Source organism: Comamonas sp., assembly GCF_036643215.1.
GTDB lineage: Bacteria > Pseudomonadota > Gammaproteobacteria > Burkholderiales > Burkholderiaceae_C > Comamonas.
On the sequence record NZ_JAVXSJ010000009.1, the window covers coordinates 75,573 to 91,854 of the forward strand.

General features: G+C 62.1%; 15 protein-coding genes. 7 read left to right on the top strand and 8 right to left on the bottom strand.

All coding sequences use genetic code 11. The features are described from left to right. Nucleotides 1–113 precede the first annotated feature (113 nt). On the bottom strand, nt 114–1,709 hold the full coding sequence (locus RSF91_RS08440; RefSeq protein WP_332567999.1) for an MATE family efflux transporter: 1,596 nt from the start codon (nt 1,707–1,709) through the stop codon (nt 114–116). Nucleotides 1,710–1,797: 88 nt separating this feature from the next. Here RSF91_RS08440 and RSF91_RS08445 point away from each other — a divergent pair, with 88 nt between their 5' ends. Further along, nucleotides 1,798–2,661, top strand: a complete 864-nt coding sequence (locus RSF91_RS08445; protein ID WP_332568000.1) for a creatininase family protein — start codon at nt 1,798–1,800, stop codon at nt 2,659–2,661. A gap of 95 nt (nt 2,662–2,756) precedes the next feature. Here RSF91_RS08445 and RSF91_RS08450 read toward each other — a convergent pair whose 3' ends face one another. Both RSF91_RS08450 and RSF91_RS08455 read right to left on the bottom strand, forming a co-directional pair. Next, complete coding sequence (locus RSF91_RS08450) at nt 2,757–3,743, bottom strand: Bug family tripartite tricarboxylate transporter substrate binding protein (protein ID WP_332568001.1); 987 nt, start codon at nt 3,741–3,743, stop codon at nt 2,757–2,759. 146 nt (nt 3,744–3,889) lie between these two features. After that, nucleotides 3,890–4,564 (bottom strand): histidine phosphatase family protein, encoded by a 675-nt coding sequence (locus RSF91_RS08455; protein WP_332568002.1) that lies wholly within the window; start codon nt 4,562–4,564, stop codon nt 3,890–3,892. A gap of 300 nt (nt 4,565–4,864) precedes the next feature. Between RSF91_RS08455 and RSF91_RS08460 the strand changes: the two genes are divergently transcribed. The 4 genes from RSF91_RS08460 to RSF91_RS08475 all read left to right on the top strand — a co-directional run bounded on the left by RSF91_RS08460 (nt 4,865) and on the right by RSF91_RS08475 (nt 9,807). Next, nucleotides 4,865–5,893, top strand: coding sequence for an extracellular solute-binding protein (locus RSF91_RS08460; protein WP_332568003.1), 1,029 nt, complete (start codon nt 4,865–4,867; stop codon nt 5,891–5,893). A gap of 198 nt (nt 5,894–6,091) precedes the next feature. After that, a complete protein-coding gene (locus RSF91_RS08465; RefSeq protein WP_332568004.1) occupies nt 6,092–7,744 on the top strand; it encodes an ABC transporter permease in 1,653 nt (550 codons plus the stop codon). An 83-nt stretch (nt 7,745–7,827) separates the two neighbouring features. Continuing rightward, the gene (locus RSF91_RS08470) at nt 7,828–8,490 is read left to right on the top strand and encodes an ABC transporter ATP-binding protein (RefSeq protein WP_332568005.1); all 663 of its coding nucleotides are present in this window, start codon (nt 7,828–7,830) and stop codon (nt 8,488–8,490) included. A gap of 216 nt (nt 8,491–8,706) precedes the next feature. Then, nucleotides 8,707–9,807: a branched-chain amino acid aminotransferase gene (locus tag RSF91_RS08475; protein WP_332568006.1), complete on the top strand. Its 1,101-nt coding sequence runs from the start codon at nt 8,707–8,709 to the stop codon at nt 9,805–9,807. A gap of 71 nt (nt 9,808–9,878) precedes the next feature. Here the strand turns inward: RSF91_RS08475 and RSF91_RS08480 are convergent, their stop codons facing one another. Continuing rightward, the gene (locus RSF91_RS08480; protein WP_332568007.1) at nt 9,879–10,847 is read right to left on the bottom strand and encodes a PhzF family phenazine biosynthesis protein; all 969 of its coding nucleotides are present in this window, start codon (nt 10,845–10,847) and stop codon (nt 9,879–9,881) included. A 147-nt stretch (nt 10,848–10,994) separates the two neighbouring features. Continuing rightward, nucleotides 10,995–12,173, bottom strand: coding sequence for an aminotransferase-like domain-containing protein (locus RSF91_RS08485; protein WP_332568008.1), 1,179 nt, complete (start codon nt 12,171–12,173; stop codon nt 10,995–10,997). Between the two features lie 344 nt (nt 12,174–12,517). On the opposite strand from RSF91_RS08485, the gene RSF91_RS08490 reads away from it, so the two are divergent. After that, nucleotides 12,518–13,984: an aminotransferase-like domain-containing protein gene (locus RSF91_RS08490; protein ID WP_332568009.1), complete on the top strand. Its 1,467-nt coding sequence runs from the start codon at nt 12,518–12,520 to the stop codon at nt 13,982–13,984. 90 nt (nt 13,985–14,074) lie between these two features. Here the strand turns inward: RSF91_RS08490 and RSF91_RS08495 are convergent, their stop codons facing one another. The 3 genes from RSF91_RS08495 to flgA form a co-directional block, all read right to left on the bottom strand. Continuing rightward, complete coding sequence (locus RSF91_RS08495; protein ID WP_332568010.1) at nt 14,075–14,437, bottom strand: hypothetical protein; 363 nt, start codon at nt 14,435–14,437, stop codon at nt 14,075–14,077. A gap of 23 nt (nt 14,438–14,460) precedes the next feature. Then, nucleotides 14,461–14,772, bottom strand: a complete 312-nt coding sequence (gene flgM, locus RSF91_RS08500; RefSeq protein ID WP_332568011.1) for a flagellar biosynthesis anti-sigma factor FlgM — start codon at nt 14,770–14,772, stop codon at nt 14,461–14,463. Between the two features lie 119 nt (nt 14,773–14,891). Next, the gene (flgA, locus tag RSF91_RS08505) at nt 14,892–15,650 is read right to left on the bottom strand and encodes a flagellar basal body P-ring formation chaperone FlgA (RefSeq protein ID WP_442878827.1); all 759 of its coding nucleotides are present in this window, start codon (nt 15,648–15,650) and stop codon (nt 14,892–14,894) included. 205 nt (nt 15,651–15,855) lie between these two features. On the opposite strand from flgA, the gene flgB reads away from it, so the two are divergent. After that, the gene (gene flgB / locus RSF91_RS08510; RefSeq protein WP_332568012.1) at nt 15,856–16,269 is read left to right on the top strand and encodes a flagellar basal body rod protein FlgB; all 414 of its coding nucleotides are present in this window, start codon (nt 15,856–15,858) and stop codon (nt 16,267–16,269) included. Nucleotides 16,270–16,282: the final 13 nt, after the last annotated feature.

Sequence of the window (16,282 nt, forward strand, 5' to 3'; positions counted from 1 at the left end):
TAACGCAACCCTTGATACGGCGTTGCTTCGCCTTGTCGTGCTTCTGTACTGCCTGCGGCATCGTGCCTCGTTTCAACCGTAAACCTGCGGTTTACTGAGTTGCATTAGCCGCTTTAAGACTTCGCTTGATTGGCTACCGGCCCGGGCGGCTGGCCAGCGACTTCTGCAGGAATGGCCACGCTGTCGCTGGCGGGGGACTGCGCCAGTAGCGCATCGCAGTTCACGGCATGGGTTTCATCTGGCTGAGTTGTTGGGGGTGCCGTGGTCGCCATTGCCGTACGGGGCAGCATCTCGGCCTTGCGCCAGTTGCCCCAGCGGTAGTAGGCCAGAATCATGACGACCGAAGCGGCCGAGCTGATGGGGAAGCTCCACCATAGGGCGTCCACACCCAGCACGGGCTGCAGAAATCGGGCTGCTGGCACGCGAATGCCCCACATGGCGATGCCCAGAATGAGCATGGGGGCCAGCACTGCACCCGTGGCACGCACCACGCCAGACAGCACAAAAGTCACGCCAAAGAACAGGAAGGAACCAATCGCAATGTGGTTGAGGTGGCGCGCCACCTCCAGCGATGGGCTGCCGGTGGGCAGAAACCAGCCCAACACATAGCGATCCAGCAGCACGATGAGGGCGATAAGTCCGCCCGTCAGCAGAATGTTGGTCAGCATGCCTGCGCGGGCCGTGGCATCCACGCGCTTCCACAGGCCCGCCCCCACGTTCTGCGCGGCCATGGATGAGCAGGCTGCGCCAATGGCCATGGCCGGCATTTGCACATAAGTCCACAGCTGCAGCGCGGCGCTGTAGGCCGAGGCCGTCTGCACGCCATGCTCGTTGACCATGGAAATCATGGCGATCATGGCCAGCGAGATCATCACGATCTGCACGCCCATGGGCAGGCCCTTGACGACCAGGGTGCGCACGATCGTCAGATCGGGCTTGAACAGGCCCAGCTGCCTGCGGCCTATCCACAGCGGGTGATGGCGAAAGCGCAGCCAGCCCAGCAGGGCAAAAAAGCTCACCCCGTTGGCAATCAGCGTGGCCACTGCCGAGCCCTGAATGCCCATGCGCGGTACGGGCCCCCAGCCAAAGATCAGCAGGGGGTTGAGCGCCATGTCCAGCACCACGACGATGAGCAGAAACCAGAACGGTGTTTTGGTGTCCCCCGCGCCGCGCAAGGCGGCCGTCACAAAGCTGAACATGAACAGCAGGGGAATCGCCAGAAAAATGACCTGCAGATAGGACTCGGCCAGCGGCAGGGCGGCCTCGGGCGTGCTCATCCACTGCATGAGATGGCGCGATAGCGGCCAGCCCAACAAGGCGATCAGCAGTGAAACCACCCCGAAAAACGTGGCGCTGGTGCCCAGCACGCGCTTGGCCTGGCCGATGTTGTGGGCTCCCATGCTCTGGGCGATCAGGATATTGGTCGCCATGCTGATGCCGAACACCGCACCGATCAGCGCGAACATCACATTGTTGGCATTGGCGGTGGCCGTCAGGGCGGCTTCGCCCAGATGGCCGCCGACCCAGATGGCGTTGACCGAGCCATTGAGCGACTGCAGCACATTGCCAGCGAGTATGGGCAGGGCAAAGACCAGCAAGGTGCTGGCAATGGGGCCCTGGGTCAAATCACGGGTTTGCGGCCTGGCCGCTGCCCGGGATGTGTCTGTGGATGTGTTCTGGCGCTGCGCGCTGGTTGTGGCTTCAGGCATCGGATGATTGTGAAGGAGGTCGCCCCGCCGTGCTTGCCGGACTGCAGCCCGAGCGCTGACCTCGCGGTGAGCTGCTGGCGCAGCTACGATGCGGGGTATGAGCAATATCCCGTCTTCTTCTGCACGATGGCCTTCACGCTTCTGGGCGCAGGCATCTGCCTACGACTTTGCCCAGGCACAGACCAACGGGCTGGCCGCAGACACCGTAGCCGTGCTGCCCGTGGGCGCGGTGGAGCAGCATGGCCCGCACCTGCCGCTGTCGGTGGATGCCAGCCTGATTGATGGCGTGATTGCCCATGCACTGCCGCTGTTGTCTGCAGACTTGCCCGTGCTGTTTTTGCCGCCGCAGAACATCGGTTTTTCCGTCGAACACACCAATTACGCAGGCACTTTGACGCTGCAGCCCGCCACGCTGATTGCGCTGTGGACGGAGCTGGGCGCTTGCGTGGCACGCGCCGGGGTCAGAAAATTGCTGCTGCTCAACGGCCATGGCGGGCAGGTCAGCGTGATGGACGTGGTGGCACGAGAGCTGCGCATCAAGCACGGCCTGCTGGTCTACAGCGCCAGCTGGTTCGGGCTGGTGGACGATGCCGCCAACCAGCAGTTCTGCGCGCATGAGAACCGTTTTGGCGTTCATGGCGGCGAGGTGGAAACATCGATGATGCTGCACCTCGCGCCCGAGACCGTGCACATGGAGAGGGCGCAGAACTTTGCTTCCACCTCTGAAGTGCGGGCCGGCAAATATCACTTTATCGGCAATGGCCGCAGCGCCAAGCTGGGCTGGGCGATGGAGGATTACAACCCCGCCGGTGCCGCAGGCAACGCTATCGCAGCCACGGTAGAGCGCGGCGCGGCCATGGTGCAGTCATCGGCAGAGGGTTTGGTGAAGTTGTTGGGCGAGATTCACGATCTGCCCTTGAGCACGGTTGAAAACAAGCCGCAGCCCATTTAATCAATGAGCGCCTTGCGCACAAACAGCCTGCATTTGCAGGCTGTTTTGTATTGAAACTCCATGTAATCAGGCGCTAGCTGCTCCTGAAAGCATAGTTACTGTTTAGGGATACGAGCGGTCATGATGACATCGCCCCAGCGTTTGATTTCGGATTGCAGCAGTTTGGCGGTCTGCTCGGGCGTGCTGGCCTGCGCCTGCACATTCAGCTCGCGCAGCTTTTTAGTCACTTCGGGGCTGTTCACCGCCGCTGTGATTTCTTTGTTCAGGCGCGCAATCACGGCGGCTGGGGTCTTGGATGGCGCTGCCAGCGCATTCCATGAAGAAGCCACAAAGCCTTTGACGCCAGATTCTTGCGCCGTAGGCACAGCGGGCAGCAGGGGCGATCGCTTCTCGCCCGTCACCACCAGCAGATTCACGGCCTTGGAGTTGATCTGTCCCATGATGGGCGTGAGAATTTCCACCGCCGCATCCACCTGTTTGCCGCGCAGGGCGGTCACCACCGCAGGTGTGCCGTTGAAGGGCACGATCTGCGCGTCAATACCGGCGGTGGTTTTGAACAGCTCGGCAGCCAGGTTCTGGGTGCTGCCCACATTGATGCTGCCCAGGTTCAGCTTGCCGGGGTTGGCCTTGGCGTAGCTCACCAGCTCGCCAAGGTTTTTGAAGGGCGACTTGGCATCCGTAATCACGCCAATGTCAAAGTAGCCCAGTGTGGAAACGGGCGTAAAGTCCTTGACCATGTCGAACGGCAAGCTGTTGAACAGATTGACCGTGACGGCGCTGCCGTTGGACATGAGGAACAGGGTGTGGCCGTCTGGCGCTGACTTGGCCACGGTATCCGCCGCCACAATGCCGCCCGCGCTGGGCTTGTTGTCAATCACCACGGGCTGGCCCAGCTGGGTAGAGAGCTGCTGCGCGACCACGCGAGCCGTCACATCGGCCACACCGCCTGCGCCAAAGGGCACGACGATGCGAATGGGGCGGTTGGAGAGGCCTTCGGCCTGGGCGCTGGCGGCAAACCCGGTCAGCAAGGCAACCCCCGCTGCGGCGCTGATGAGGGATTGGGTAAAACTGCGGCGTTTCATGCTTGTCCTTCTGTCTGAAACTGAATGGACACAGTGTGCCGCTGAAACCTGCCGTCAGGCAGGCACAAGCTGTTCTGCCTGCTATGCCGCAATGGAATGCGAGCTGGCTCAGAGGAGCTGAAAAGAGGGCAGCGCGGCTCAGGAGGTTAAGCGCTGGTAATCCAGCTGCGATGCTCTGGGGTGTCCAAATGATTGAGCGTGTTGAAGGTTTGCAGCATCAGTCGCTTGGGGCTGATGGTGAACTCCGTCACTGCAATATTGCGCAGCCGCATATTCAGGGCAATCGTCACCTCGGGCGATGTGCCCAGCACCTGACCGACTGCCGTAGAGATGGGGCCGCCGCTGCTGACCAGCAGCACGTTCTGGCCGCTGTGCTCGTGGCGTATTTCTTCCAGCACCTGATGCACGCCGTCTGAAAAGCCGTTCCAGTCCGGCATGCTTTCGGGGCTGATGGTGCCGCCCATCCACTGCGCCAGTGCGTCGCACAGCAGGCGAAAGTGATGGCGGTACAGCTCGGGCGTATCGGGCTTGGGCAGCGGCGCGGGGTGAATGGCGCGCAGCAGGGCTTCGCTGTTGTATTCATTGAGGCCGGGTCTGCTCTGAGTCGCCGGCATGGCGCCGCCCAGCCCTTGCACAATGCCGGCCAGCGTCTGCTGGTGGCGCTTGAGCGTGCCGGCATAGACGGCGTCAAACGTCAGACCTCGTTCACGCCAGTACTCGCCAAGGCGCAGCGCTTGGGCCTGGCCTCGCTCGCTGAGCTGGTCGTAATCATCCGCGCCAAACGAGGCCTGGCCGTGGCGCACAAGGTAGAGGGTTCCCATGGGGCGGATGTTGGGCCTTGGCCGCTGGCGGCGCTGTCATGCCTGCGACCTGCTGGCGCTTGGGCGACAGCGCGTATATGGACTGGTTCGCATTACCGCATCAGCCATCCGGGTTGAGTGCCAAGGCTGAGCCCCTCCATTCGGTTAAGATGGATGCGAGCGATTCTCAAAAGCATAAAAACACGCTCCGCTTTCGGTACTGGTTCATAGCCCTCTTGCACTTAGCTGGCAGGAGGCTTTGGGGTTCTGACGCGGAGCGTGTTTTTTTGTGTCTGCTGCTTTCACCCTCTGGAGCCTTCCATGTTTCGACGTCCCCTGTTTGCACTGGCCGCCGTTGCCAGCCTGTGCGCCCCTGCGCTGTCCGCTCACGCTGAGGACATCACGCTCTACACCACGCGCGAGCCCGCGCTGATTCAGCCGTTGCTGGCTGCCTACACAGCCCAGACCAAGGTGGGCGTGAAGACCGTTTTCATCAAAGATGGCCTGCTGGAGCGCGTCAAGGCCGAGGGCGAGCGTTCGCCCGCCGATGTGCTGATGACGGTGGATATTGGCAATCTGCTGGATCTGGTTGACGGCGGCGTGACCCAGCCCGTCAAGTCGGCTGCGCTGGAGTCGGCCATTCCCGCCCAGTTGCGCGATGCGGGCAACCAGTGGTTTGCGCTGTCCATGCGTGCCCGCGTGCTGTATGCCGATAAGGACATGAAGATCGGTAACTTCCGCTATGAAGACCTGGCCAAGCCTCAGTTCAAGGGCAAGGTCTGCTCGCGCGCCGGTCAGCACCCCTACAGCACGGCGCTGATTGCGGCCATGATTGCCCATGACGGCGAAGCCCAGACCGAGCAGTGGCTCAAGGGTGTGAAGGCCAATCTGGCACGCAAGGCCACAGGTGGCGATCGCGACATTGCCCGTGACATTCTGGGCGGCATCTGTGATGTGGGTTTGGGCAACACCTACTACGTTGGCCATATGAAGGCGGCGAAGGAAGGTACGGACGCACGCAAGTGGGGCGATTCCATCAAGGTCATCAAGCCTACTTTCAACGACCCCAAGAGCGGCACGCACATCAATATCAGCGGTGCATCGGTAGCCAAGCACGCGCCTAACCGCGCCAATGCGGTGAAGCTGCTGGAGTTCCTGGTGTCCGAACCGGCGCAGAACATGTACGCACAGGCCAATTACGAGCACCCCGTGCGCAAGGGCGTGGCGCTGGACCCCGTCGTGGCCCAGAACATTGGCGAGATCAAGATCGACCCGCTGCCACTGGCTGAGATTGCCAAGCACCGCAAGGCGGCTAGCTTGCTGGTCGACAAGGTAGGCTTCGATAAGTAATCACCCCCTGAGGCGCTTTGCGCCTTCCCCCTCTCTCGCTTTGCGGGAGGGGGACGACAGCCTCGCTGCGGGGCGGCCCTTGCTGGCTGTCTCTTGCTTTGGAGCATGCTTGTTTTAGCATTGCGCTCCTTGTTTGAGCCCCTTCGTTGGGGCATATCTGTTTCTGGGCTTTGGTCTTGGCGTGATCTTTTTGTCTTGATGTTTTCTTTTATTCGTTCAGGGCTGAGGCCCGTCGGGCCGGTGTGGCAGGGCGCAAGCTGGTTGATTGCGCTGGGGGTGTTTGCGCCCATTGCTTCCCTGGCGTGGCTGGCGCTGGGGGCAGATTTTGCGCACTGGCAGAACCTGCTGCGCTATGTGCTGCCCGATGCCGCGATCAACACGGCCTTGCTGCTGACGGGAGTGGGCCTGCTGGTACTTCTGGTGGGCACGGGCTGCGCCTGGCTGGTGACGGCCTATGATTTTCCGGGGCGGCGCTGGCTGCACTGGGCGCTGCTGCTGCCGCTGGCCATGCCTGCGTATATCGTTGCGTTTTCTTATCTTGATTTGTTGCACCCCATTGGCCCGGTGCAGGGCGCGTTGCGCTGGGTGCTGGGGTATGACAGCCCGCGCCAATGGCGGTTGCCTGATCTGCGCTCCATGGGGGGTGCGATCTTTGTGTTGGGTTTCACGCTCTACCCCTATGGGTATATGACGGCGCGGGCCATGTTCATGACCCAGCCTGCGCACTTGATGGAAGCCGCGCGTTCGCTGGGTGAAACGCGCTGGGGCGCTTTCTGGCGCGTAGCCCTGCCCATGGCACGGCCTGCGCTGGCCGTGGGCCTGAGTCTGGCGCTGCTGGAGACGCTGAACGACATTGGCGCGTCTGAATTTCTGGGCGTGCACACGCTCACCGTCTCGGTCTATACGACCTGGATTACGCGCTCAGATCTGGCCGGTGCGGCGCAGATTGCCTGCTCCATGCTGCTGGCCGTGGTGGCGCTGGTCTGGCTGGAGCGCAAAGGCCGCAGCCGCCAGCGCTTTGGCTCTGCCCAGCGCATGCGCGGCATTGAATCGCATCGCCTGCCCGGCCACAGCGCATGGCTGGCTACGCTGGTCTGCAGCGTGCCCGTGCTGATTGGCTTTGTGGCGCCTGCCGCCTATCTGGCTTGGGAAAGTGGCAAGCGCTTTGCGCAGGGCACCGGTATTTCTGATGGTCTGGTGTCAAGCCTGCTCAACACGCTGGGGCTGGCGGCGGGCGTGACCGTGATTGCCGTGGCCGCTGGCCTAGTGGTGGCCTGGTCCACACGCACCGGCATCAGTACACGGGCGCCATCGCGCTGGCCGGCGCAGGTGGCGGCTCTGGGCTATGCCGTGCCGGGCACCGTGCTGGCCATTGGCCTGCTGACCCCCGCGCTGGCGCTGGATGCAGGGCTTGCCAGTCTGTTTGGCGCTGAAGGCCTGCCATTGATGGGGCTGGGCGTGGTGCTGGTGGTGGCCTGCGTGATTCGCTTTCTGGTCATGCCCGTAGGCGGCATTGAGGCCGGTCTGGCCCGCATACCGCCCACGCTGGAGCAGGCCTCGCGCCTGCTGGGCGAAGGGCGGCTGGCCACACTGCGCCGTGTACACCTGCCGCTGCTGCGCCCGGCCATGGCCACCAGCGCCATGCTGGTGTTTGTCGATGCCATGAAAGAGCTGCCCGCCACACTGCTGCTGCGCCCGGCGGACTTTGACACCCTGGCCACCTGGCTCTATGCCGAGGCGGCACGCGGCACCTATGAGGAAGGCGCGATTGCTGCGCTGTGCATCGTGGTGGCGGGGCTGATCCCCGTCATGCTGCTGGCGCGCTCGCAACTGTCGAATGTACAGCGATGAGTTTGCAGCGATGAATCTGCATGAAACTGGCCTCAAGCGCTTATCTAAATTGCGCAAGCAGCTATTGAAATTGAAGTAACAGCATGACCGCCTCACTACATATTGCACAGCTGCATCTGGGCTATGAAGCACCCAAGGGTCTGCACACCGTGCTGCAGGGCTTTGACCTGCAGGTGCCTGCGGGCCATATCGCCAGCCTGCTTGGCCCTTCGGGCTGCGGCAAGACATCGGTTCTGCGCGCCATTGCGGGGTTTGAACCAGTGCGTGCGGGCAGCATTCATCTGGGCGAGCGGCTGCTCTCCGGCCCCAGAACCCATCTCCCGCCCGAGCAGCGCCATGTGGGCATGATGTTTCAGGAGTACGGCCTGTTCCCTCACCTGAGCGCCGTGCAGAACGTGGGTTTTGGCCTGCGCCACAGCAGCAAGGCCGAGCGCGAAAAGCGTGTGAATGAGCTGCTAGCCGTGGTGGGGCTGGGCGATGCCGGGGCCAAGTTTCCGCATGAGTTGTCTGGCGGTCAGCAGCAACGCATTGCGCTGGCGAGGGCGCTGGCTCCCTCCCCCGCCTTGCTGCTGCTGGACGAGCCGTTTTCCAATCTGGATGCCGCCACGCGCGAGCGCCTGACGCTGGAGGTGCGCGATATTCTGCGTGCCGCAGGCCAGACCGCCATTCTGGTCACGCACAACGCGCAGGAGGCCGAAACCATGGCCGACCAGATCTGCGTGATGACGCCAGTGGCGCGGAGTTAGCCGGTACTTCTGCTGCGCAGGTGTTCATGGGGCTTCACTGGGGGAAGTTCGCCACACTTGTGACGGTATCCACGCGATTCTGTAAAGAACCAAAAAATGCCATGCTACGCTGTCGGCCTTGCTGCGCGGCTTCGCTGTGCGGCGCCCTTACAAACTGCCATGGCGCCCTGCCGGTGCCGGTGCATTGCCCTCATGCCTTCTGGAAGGAATCGTCCCGTGTCTACCTCTGCCACCAAGTTCAAGCTGACTGCTTCGAGCCACCCACGCAGCGCCGAAGCGCGCGACAAGATTCTTGAGAAGCCAGGTTTTGGTCTGCACTTTACCGACCACATGGTTGCGGTGCGCTGGGAAAAGGAAGCCGGCTGGCATGACGCCGAAGTGATGCCCTATGGCCCCATCTCGCTGGACCCCGCCGCTGCCGTGCTGCACTACGGCCAGGAAATTTTTGAAGGCATCAAGGCTTACCGCCACGCCGACGGCTCCATCTGGACCTTCCGCCCCACGGCCAATGCCCAGCGCATGCAGCGTTCGGCCAAGCGTCTGGCGCTGCCTGAGCTGCCTGTAGATATCTTTGTCGAATCGCTCAAGCAAATCATTGCGGTGGACAAGGACTGGGTGCCCGGCGGTGAAGAAGCCAGCCTGTACCTGCGCCCCTTCATTATTGGCGACGAAGTCTTTCTGGGCGTACGCAGCGCGCACAAGGCCAGCTACTACGTCATCGCCAGCCCTGCAGGCCCTTACTTCGCCAAGGGCGTGGCCCCTGTGGCGATCTGGCTGTCGACCGACTTTGCCCGCGCGGCCAAGGGCGGCACGGGCGCGGCCAAGTGCGGCGGCAACTATGCAGCCTCCTTGCTGCCCCAGGAGCAAGCCTATGAAAACGGCTGCTCGCAGGTGCTGTTCCTGGACCCTGCCGAAGGCAAGTATCTGGAAGAGCTGGGCGGCATGAACGTGTTCCTGGTCTACGGCAAAGAGAACAAGCTGGTGACCCCTGCGCTGTCGGGCAGCATTCTGGAAGGCATCACCCGCGACTCCATCTTGCAACTGGCGCGCGACCGCGGCATGGTGGTGGAAGAGCGCAAGGTCTCGGCTGATGAATGGAAGCAAGGCGTGGCCAACGGCGACATCACCGAAGTGTTTGCCTGCGGCACGGCTGCCGTCATCACCCCCATCGGCCAGCTCAAGGGCAAGGATTTCTCCGTGGGCGACCTCAATGCGCCTGCTGGCGAGATCACTCTGGCGCTGCGCAAGGAACTGACCGACATCCAATACGGCCGCGCCGCTGACCGCCACGGCTGGCTGGTGCGTCTGGACGCTTAATTAGTCCGCGACTCCAAAAAAGCCAGACATCCGAAAGGGTGCCTGGCTTTTGCTTTGAGGGGGCGCTGACTTCAGAGCAATACCGCGCCGCTGACGACGGTGACCGTGTGGCCACCCACCCAGAGCTTGCTATTGCTGCCGGTCTGCACATGGACTTGGCCGTCACGACCTACGCACACGCCCTGGGCGGCGATATAGGGTGTTTGCAGCAGGCCCTCACCCGTGAGCCACTGGGCCAGCGCTGCGTTCAGGCTGCCGGTCACCGGGTCTTCGCTGGTGGTTTCGCCAATCAGGGCGCGCACTTCCATGCTGGGCGATATGGCTGAAGGCTTGCCTTGCGCTGCTTCTTCGGCTTGCTTGGCAAAAGCGCGGGCTTCGCGGCTGGAGCGGCCAATCAGCGGGACATCTTCTTCGGCTTCGTAGAACGCGGCCAGACCCGCCTTGGCATTCAGTTTCTTGAGCGCCGCAAAGTCTGGCTCCACACCCAGCACGGTGTCCGGGTGATCAAGCAGCAAGCCCAGCCAGGGCGAGCCGTTATAGAGGCGGCGTGCCATCAGCAGCTGTTCGCGCTCCAGGCTCAGCGCTTGCAGTACAGGTGTCAGCTCTTCTTCGGAAACCGCTTGCGAGTCCAGCGAAGGCGCTTCAAAAAACAGAGCGCCTTGCGCGCTTGCAGTAATGGGTACAAGCCCTTTTTTGCATTCCTGCAGCACCTGCTCAGAGTTGCGAGGCTGGCCGCCCTGGGCCAGCCATGAGTGGCAGCTGCCTAGCGTGGGGTGGCCGGCAAACGCCAGCTCGCCCGCCGGCGTGAAGATGCGCAGCAGATAGTCCGCACCAGCAGCTTGGCCTTCGGCGCTGGGGTGCAGCACAAATGTGGTTTCGGACAGATTGGTCCAGCAGGCAAAAGCCTGCATCTGTGCATCGCTCAGTCCGTCCGCATTCAGCACCACGGCCACGGGATTGCCGAGCAGCGCGGTTTGCGTGAATACGTCCACAGTCATATAGGGACGCGAAGAAGGTGCAATAAGGGCTGGGGCAGACATGGACAGGGATTGTCAGCAAAAAGAAAAACCGGCGCAGGGCCGGTTGATGAGGCATTGCGCATGCCACGGGGTATCAGAGACAGCAAGCAAGAGTCGCCGTCCCCTCCCAAAGATATAGGGGGAAGGCGCGTAGCGCCTCAGGGGATTTTATGCATAAGCCTTGATCGCTTCAGCCAGGGCTGCAATACCTTGGTTGATCTGCTCGGGCGACACGGTCACATAGGACAGGCGCAGCGTATTGGTCTGTGCATCATTCGCGTAGAAAGGGGCTCCCGGCACAAAGGCCATGTGGCGTTCCACGGCATTGGCCAGCAGCACCTGCGCGTCCATGTTCTTGGGCAGGGTCAGCCACAGAAACATGCCCCCCACGGGGCGTGTCCACTTCACGCCCAGGCCGGCCATCTCGCGTTCCAGCGCCATCAGCATTACGTCACGCTGCACCTTGTACATGGCACGGATGGTGGGCACATGGCGGTCGAGGAAGCCGTCTTTGATGACTTCGGCCACCACGCGCTGGTTGAAGCTGGGGGTGTGCAGGTCAGCGGCTTGCTTGGCTTGCGTGAGCTTGCCGTAGACGGACTTGGGCGCGACGATGAAGCCGATGCGCAGGCCGGGAGCCAGCACCTTGGAGAACGAACCCATGTAAATCACGCCCTCGGGATTGCGTGCAGCCAGGGGCAAAGGGGGTTCTTCTTCGTACCAGAGGTCGCCGTAGGGGTTGTCCTCGACCAGGGGGATATTCAGCTCCTTGGCCTTTTCCACCAGCGCCTGACGGCGCGCGTCGCTCATGGTGCGGCCCGTGGGGTTCTGGAAGTTGGGCAGCACATAGGCCAGACGGGCCTTGTCTGCGCCGCTGCCCACTTGCTTTTCGAAATCGGCAATCCGCATGCCTTCGTCATCGCTGTCCACGCCCACGGCCACAGGCTCCATGGGGGTGAAGGCTTGCAGAGCGCCCAGGTACGTGGGCTTTTCTACCAGCACGCGGCTGCCTTTGTCGAAGAAGATCTTGCCGATCAGGTCCAGCGCCTGCTGGCTGCCGGTGGTGATCAGCACTTGCTCGGGGTCCACATTCCAGGGCAGGAAGTCGGCAATGGCCTGACGCAGGGGGGCAAAACCTTCGGTGGTCGAATATTGCAGGGCGGCAGCACCGTCGCGCTGCATCACCGTCTGGCAGGCTTCGGTGAATGCATCCAGAGGGAAAGCTTTGGGGGAGGGCAGTCCGCCTGCCATGCTGATGATGCCGGGGCGATCGGTCAGCTTCAGGATTTCGCGGATGGCGGAGGAATTCATCTTGGCAGCACGTTCTGCCAGCGTCCAGTTGGTCATATCTTGATCTCTACGTTGCCAGCCCTTGGGGAGCTGGCCAGTGTGCGGTCTCACGCCGTAGTGGGCATGTGCTGGGCGGAGCTTGGGGCTTTTTGCGCCACAGCGGGGGCGCGGGTAGCGCAGCCGCTGAGCACCAGCAGGTGGTTTTTTGTGTCGCGCCACGCTGGCCTGTGGGGCCAGGCGGGCATTGCGACGGGGTGGCCATAGCCCTGTGTAGAGGGCGGCCAAGCAAAATTGATGAAATCAATATACGCCTGAGACCATTACAGTTCCAGTACAGACAGTCCCACAATTATTGCTTCTGTATTGGTGTTCGCATCAATACAGTCTGCCGCCTTAAAACCATGTCCATTTCCTTGTCGCGCCAAGCAGCGCTGACCCTGACCCAGCAACTGGCCGAGCGCCTGGCCGATCGCATACGCGCGCGGTTGCTGCCTGCGGGCGCACGTCTGCCCTCGGTGCGTGAATGTGCACGCCAGCAGAATGTGAGCCCCTATACCGTGGTGGCCGCCTATGACTTGCTGCAGGCGCAGGGCTTGGTAGAGGCCAGGCCGCAGCGCGGTTTCTTTGTTCGAGACTTTGCGCAAAATCCGCTTCAAACCCAGGAGAGGCAAGCGCTGGCAGCTATCAATGGCAGAGCGCTAGACACCCCGGTCGGCATTGCCTCCGGCACTCGCATCAATGCCACCATGCTGATACGCGGCATGTTTGTGGAAAGCGTGGCCGGCAAACCCCAGCCCGGCGCAGGTGTGCTGCCGGCTGAATGGCTGGATGCAGGCTTTCTGGTGGCAGCCATGCGCAAGGTCACCAGCGGGCCGGCGCTGCGCGAATCGCTGGTGCGCTACGGCGACCCCATGGGCGACAGCAGCCTGCGTGAAGCCTTGGCACGGCGCATGCAGCGCATAGGCATTGCGGCTGCACCCAGCCAGATTATTACCACCATGGGCGCCACGCAGGCGCTCGACATTGTCAGCCGCGCCCTGCTTCAGCCGGGCGACCCGGTGATGGTGGAAGAGCCCGGCTGGGCCGTGGAATATGCGCGGCTGGCTGCCATGGGCATGCGTGTGCTGCCCGTGCCGCGCGGGCCGGAGGGGCCGGATATGGCGGTGATGCAGCGCTATTGCGAAACCATGGCACCCAAGCTCTATGTCAGCGTCAGCGTGCTGCACAACCCCACGGGCTACAGCCTGAGCGCCGCCAGCGCCCACGAGGTGCTGCAGATGGCCCAGCGCTATGGTTTTTATGTGGTGGAAGACGATAGCTACTGCCACATCGCCCCTGACCATGCCCCGCGCGTGACGGTGCTGGACCGCCTGCAACGCAGCATCTATATCAGCGGCTTTGCCAAAGTACTGGTGCCCAACTGGCGTCTTGGCTATCTGGCTGCGCCGCCTGATCTGGTGGAGAGATTGCTGGATACCAAGCTGCTCTCCACCTTGTCGACTCCTACCCCCATGGAGCAAGCTCTGGCCCTGTGCATGGAGCAAGGCCAGTTGCGCCGCCATGCCGAGCGGCTGCGCCAGCATCTGGCCAAGGCCCGCACCCGAAGCGTTGCGCTGGCCCAAGCAGCCGGTTGCCGCTTTGTGGCGGAGCCCGCTGGCATGTTTGGCTGGGTCGATACCGGTGTCGATACCGAAGTGATGACCCAGCACCTGCTGGATGAGGGTTACATGATTGCGCCGGGCGCCATGTTCCATGCCAGCCGTGGCTCCAGCACCTGCATGCGCATCAATTTTGCGACCACGCAGGATGCGACTTTCTGGCGGGTGTTTGAGCGGGTGGTGAAAAGGCTGCAGGGGGCCGCTGGCTGAGCGGTAATGAAACAGGCACTTTTTGAGTGTTATCGCTTGCCCATCAAGCGCAAGCAGCTATGAATATTGATGCAAAAGCACCGCGTCACTTTAGCTGGTGGCGTGATAAATGCGTGCACGGCCGGTTTGCGAGGCTCCGCGCAGGCTGCTTTCATAAGTGCTGTCGTCTGCGGTAGGAACCAGAGCTTGTGCACGGCGCTGGTTGAGCACGGTCAGGCGGGCCAGCTGATCGCGCATGAGCGTAATTTCAGCGTTCAGATGCTGGGCGCGATCAAGCATCGCGGGCGTCCAGTCTTCGGGGGCAAAACGTTTGACGAGCTGGGAGACGGCCACCATGGCGTCCCGCAGACGGGTGCTGGATTGCTCCAGCGCAGAGGCATCTGAAGATTGCAGTGATGCCGATACGGTCTGAACCACCGCATCCAGCGAATCGAGCATTTCCTGCAAAGTCATCGTGTCAGCCTCAGTTCAATCGCTCAGGCGCGAGCGTGAACCAGAAATTCTTCGGCGTTGCTCAGCAGCTTGTCTGCAATCGCATCGGCGTTGATGCGGAAGCTGCCATTTGAAATGGCTTCGCGCATGGCCTTGACGCGATCGGCATCAAAGTCGGTGTTGGTGCGGTTCTGGCTGTCCAGGGCGCGGGCCGAGGACGAGAAGGACACGGGCACACCGGCGGCGCGCTCGGGAAGACCCTTGGTCGATTCTTCGGCGGCCACCGTGGTTGCAGACTTGGGAGCCTGCTTGGCTGCGGCAGCTTGCGGCAGCTCCGGCTTGTTACCTATCTTCATGCTGGTTCTCCAATCGCCCTGTATCGGCGTAGGGCGCTGTAGCCTTGCTTTCGACAAGGGCGCGTGAAACTTGAGGAATTTTTGACATGGATTCAGGAATGTGAGTCATTGCTCTCAATTTACTGAGCGTAAACCACGCCATTGGCATTGACCGTACCCGTCACAAGACGGCCATTATCCATGCGAACCCGAACTTGCTGACCTTCTCCGGCAGCGGTCATGGCCTTGCCTGAAGAGGAAACACTGAAGCCACCGCCGTTGACCATGACTTGCACGGGCGAGCCGGCGCTGAACAGCGTGGGTGGGCGCACCATGTTCTGGCGCAGCGCCTGGCCGGATGTCAACTGGCGGACTGCCACCATGCCAATAAAGTCCTGCGCATTGGCAAAAACCGGGGCGCTGTCTTCGGCCCAGTCCACTTCGGCGGGGGCCGCATCTTCAGCGCTCAAGGTTTTGCCTGCGGGAATATTGCCCTGTGCCACCCAGGCCGGGCCATAGGCGCGCACGGTGATGGGCAGAAACACATTCCATGGCACGCTGCCTTGCACGCAGCGCAGGCCCAGCCGGGTGCGACCCCAGAGGCGGCTGCCCGCAGGCAGATAAGGCTCGACCCGCGCACAGGCAGCCAAACGCAGGCGTGAATCGAGCTGGCCCATCTGCACTTCCATGCGCAAGGGGCTGCCGTTGCTGGCTTGAGGCGGGTCAGCGGCGGGCTGGTGCAGTGCAGTGTCAATAAACCGCTGCCCGATCTGGCTGAGCTGGGCGACGCCATCTTGCGCCTGCACGCCTGTGGCCAGCAGCAAAGCGCCCAGGCCCCATGCCGCAGCCACGCCTTGCATGGGGCGAAGTGTGAGGTGCTGGGCGAGGCGGGCAGGCATGAATCAATCCTTGGGAGCAATCTGCAGAGACAAGAGCTGCAGACCTTGGCCACAAATATAGATGCAGGTGCGCTTTGGCAATGGGCCGAAGTAGAAGCGCAATACAGCTTTCTTCACGCTTTAGTTTTGCGGTGTGATTTTCATAATCCTCGCATGCCGCAGTCTGTGGACTCCGGCGCATTGAATTTCTGAAAGCGAGGCCGCAATGCTGAACAAAATGACTGAACGACTGGACTTCCAGAGCGAGGCGCTGCTGCTGCGCGCCGAGCGCCAGCGAGCCATTGCCAGCAATATCGCCAATGCCGACACCCCCGGCTATGCGGCGCGCGACTTCAATTTCCGTGAAGCCTTGATGGCCGCCACCAGCGGCCCCAAGGCGATGACACAGGCCAGTACCACGGCTGCCGGGCATATCCCCTTGCAGGCTCAGACCTCGGATGAGGCGCTCAAGGCCAAGCTGGGTTACTCGGTCAATTCCCAGCCCAGCATGGACAACAACACCGTGGATCTGGACCGCGAGCGTGCCAGTTTTGTGGACAACGCCGTGCGCTACGAAGCGACGCTGCGCTTCATCAACGGTCAGTCCAAGACCATGCTCAGTGCCATTCAAGGCCAGTAAGCCCAGGAGCTAA

Coding starts and splice junctions, on each gene's coding strand:
- RSF91_RS08440 (WP_332567999.1), bottom strand. CDS start 1,709: ATGCCTGAAGCCACAACCAGCGCGCAGCGCCAGAACACATCCACAGAC.
- RSF91_RS08445 (WP_332568000.1), top strand. CDS start 1,798: ATGCGGGGTATGAGCAATATCCCGTCTTCTTCTGCACGATGGCCTTCA.
- RSF91_RS08450 (WP_332568001.1), bottom strand. CDS start 3,743: ATGAAACGCCGCAGTTTTACCCAATCCCTCATCAGCGCCGCAGCGGGG.
- RSF91_RS08455 (WP_332568002.1), bottom strand. CDS start 4,564: ATGGGAACCCTCTACCTTGTGCGCCACGGCCAGGCCTCGTTTGGCGCG.
- RSF91_RS08460 (WP_332568003.1), top strand. CDS start 4,865: ATGTTTCGACGTCCCCTGTTTGCACTGGCCGCCGTTGCCAGCCTGTGC.
- RSF91_RS08465 (WP_332568004.1), top strand. CDS start 6,092: ATGTTTTCTTTTATTCGTTCAGGGCTGAGGCCCGTCGGGCCGGTGTGG.
- RSF91_RS08470 (WP_332568005.1), top strand. CDS start 7,828: ATGACCGCCTCACTACATATTGCACAGCTGCATCTGGGCTATGAAGCA.
- RSF91_RS08480 (WP_332568007.1), bottom strand. CDS start 10,847: ATGTCTGCCCCAGCCCTTATTGCACCTTCTTCGCGTCCCTATATGACT.
- RSF91_RS08485 (WP_332568008.1), bottom strand. CDS start 12,173: ATGACCAACTGGACGCTGGCAGAACGTGCTGCCAAGATGAATTCCTCC.
- RSF91_RS08490 (WP_332568009.1), top strand. CDS start 12,518: ATGTCCATTTCCTTGTCGCGCCAAGCAGCGCTGACCCTGACCCAGCAA.
- RSF91_RS08495 (WP_332568010.1), bottom strand. CDS start 14,437: ATGACTTTGCAGGAAATGCTCGATTCGCTGGATGCGGTGGTTCAGACC.
- flgM (WP_332568011.1), bottom strand. CDS start 14,772: ATGAAGATAGGTAACAAGCCGGAGCTGCCGCAAGCTGCCGCAGCCAAG.
- flgA (WP_442878827.1), bottom strand. CDS start 15,650: ATGCCTGCCCGCCTCGCCCAGCACCTCACACTTCGCCCCATGCAAGGC.
- flgB (WP_332568012.1), top strand. CDS start 15,856: ATGCTGAACAAAATGACTGAACGACTGGACTTCCAGAGCGAGGCGCTG.